Annotated in this window: 1 protein-coding gene; it reads left to right on the forward strand. The window is 36.7% G+C overall.

The window, feature by feature from the left end; genetic code table 11:
• Positions 1 to 121: 121 nt before the first annotated feature.
• Positions 122 to 1,967, forward strand: a 1,846-nt coding sequence (locus AC1DG9_RS26425) for an amidophosphoribosyltransferase (RefSeq protein ID WP_477635616.1), incomplete at its 3' end; no start/stop codon positions are given.

The raw sequence follows: 1,967 nt of genomic DNA on the forward strand, positions 1-1,967 counted from the left end.
TGATGTTATTTCGTATCGTATAAGCCTGAAAACCCAGTCATTATAATCTGACCGAAAGATTGTATTTCTTTCTAGGTTCTAATTATTATTAACGGTAAATTTGCCGCTCAAATAACACATAATGAGTGACTCGATAAAACATGAATGCGGAATAGCCTTTATTCGCCTTTTAAAACCTCTCTCATACTACCAGCAAAAATACGGGACTGCACTTTACGGACTTAATAAGCTTTACCTCTTAATGGAAAAGCAGCACAACCGTGGGCAGGATGGAGCAGGGATTGCAACAATTAAACTAGACGTAAAACCAGGTCATCGCTACATTAGCAGATATCGCTCAATGGCACAAAACGCTGTTGCGGATATCTTTGGTTACGTTCAGAACAAATTTGTTGACATTCAAAACGAAACTCCTGAGTTGATGCAGGATGCTGAGTGGCTAAAAAATAATGTAAGTTTTATTGGAGAAGTTTTACTGGGACATTTACGTTATGGTACACACGGTAAAAATAGCATAGAAAATTGCCATCCATTTTTACGTCAGAACAACTGGATGACCCGGAACCTTGTTATTGCCGGTAATTTTAACATGACCAATGTAGATGAATTACTCGAACAACTTTATGAGCTTGGTCAGCATCCAAAAGAACAAGCTGATACGGTTACCGTTTTAGAAAAAATAGGCCATTTCCTTGATGATGAAAATCAGGAACTTTTTGACGAGTACAAAAAAGAAGGACTTGATAATGTTCAGATCACTCATAAAATCTCAGAAAATTTAGACATAGCAAAAATCTTAAAACGCTCTGCAAAAAACTGGGATGGTGGTTATGCGATCTCTGGTATTGTTGGAAATGGAGATGCATTTATTCTTCGTGATCCTTCAGGTATCCGCCCGGCTTATTATTATCAGGATGATGAAATTGTTGTAGCTGCTTCAGAGAGACCAGCAATTCAAACTGCATTTAATATCCCATTCAAAGACGTTAAAGAAATTGAACCAGGTCATGCGCTAATTGTTAAGAAAAATGGCACTGTAACTCAGGAGATTTTTAGAGAGCCTGAAGAAAAAAGAGCATGCTCTTTTGAACGCATCTATTTTTCGAGAGGTAGCGATGCCGAAATCTATAAAGAAAGAAAGCATTTAGGGGCGTTACTTTGTAAGCAAATACTTAGTGCAGTAAAATCGGATTTAAAAAACACAGTATTCTCTTTTATCCCTAATACTGCCGAAGTTTCATTTTATGGAATGGTTGAAGGGTTACATAGTTACATCAGAAATGTACAAAAAGATACTTTATTGCATCGTAAAGATTCTTTGAATGATGAACAATTGGATGAGTTATTGTCCATGTCTCCGAGGGTAGAGAAATTAGCGATTAAAGATGTTAAGTTAAGAACATTTATTACACAAGACGCAGATAGGGGTGATATGGTTGCCCATGTTTATGATACCACATACGGTGTAATAAAAAATCATACAGATACTTTAGTGGCGGTAGATGATTCAATTGTTAGAGGTACAACTCTTAAACAGAGTATTATCAAAATTATTGATAGACTGCACCCTAAAAAGATTATTATCGTTTCGTCGGCACCTCAGATACGTTATCCTGACTGCTACGGTATTGATATGTCGAAGATGGGTCAATTTGTTGCTTTTGAAGCAGCAATTCAACTTTTGAAAGCTCGTGGAATGGAGCATGTCATTGAAGAGGTATACCAAAAGTGTAAGGCTTCATTATTACTTCCAAAAGAGGAAATTGTAAATCATGTAAAAGACATTTACAGACCATTTAAACAAGAGGAAATCTCTGCACAAATTACTAAAATCATTACTCCTGACAATATCAATGCAGAGGTAGAGGTAATTTATCAGACATTAGATAATTTACATGTGGCTTGTCCAAATCATACCGGCGATTGGTACTTCTCGGGTAACTACCCAACTCCAGGAGGAAATAAGG

It is taken from the genome of Pedobacter sp. 05L430, from assembly GCF_056397585.1.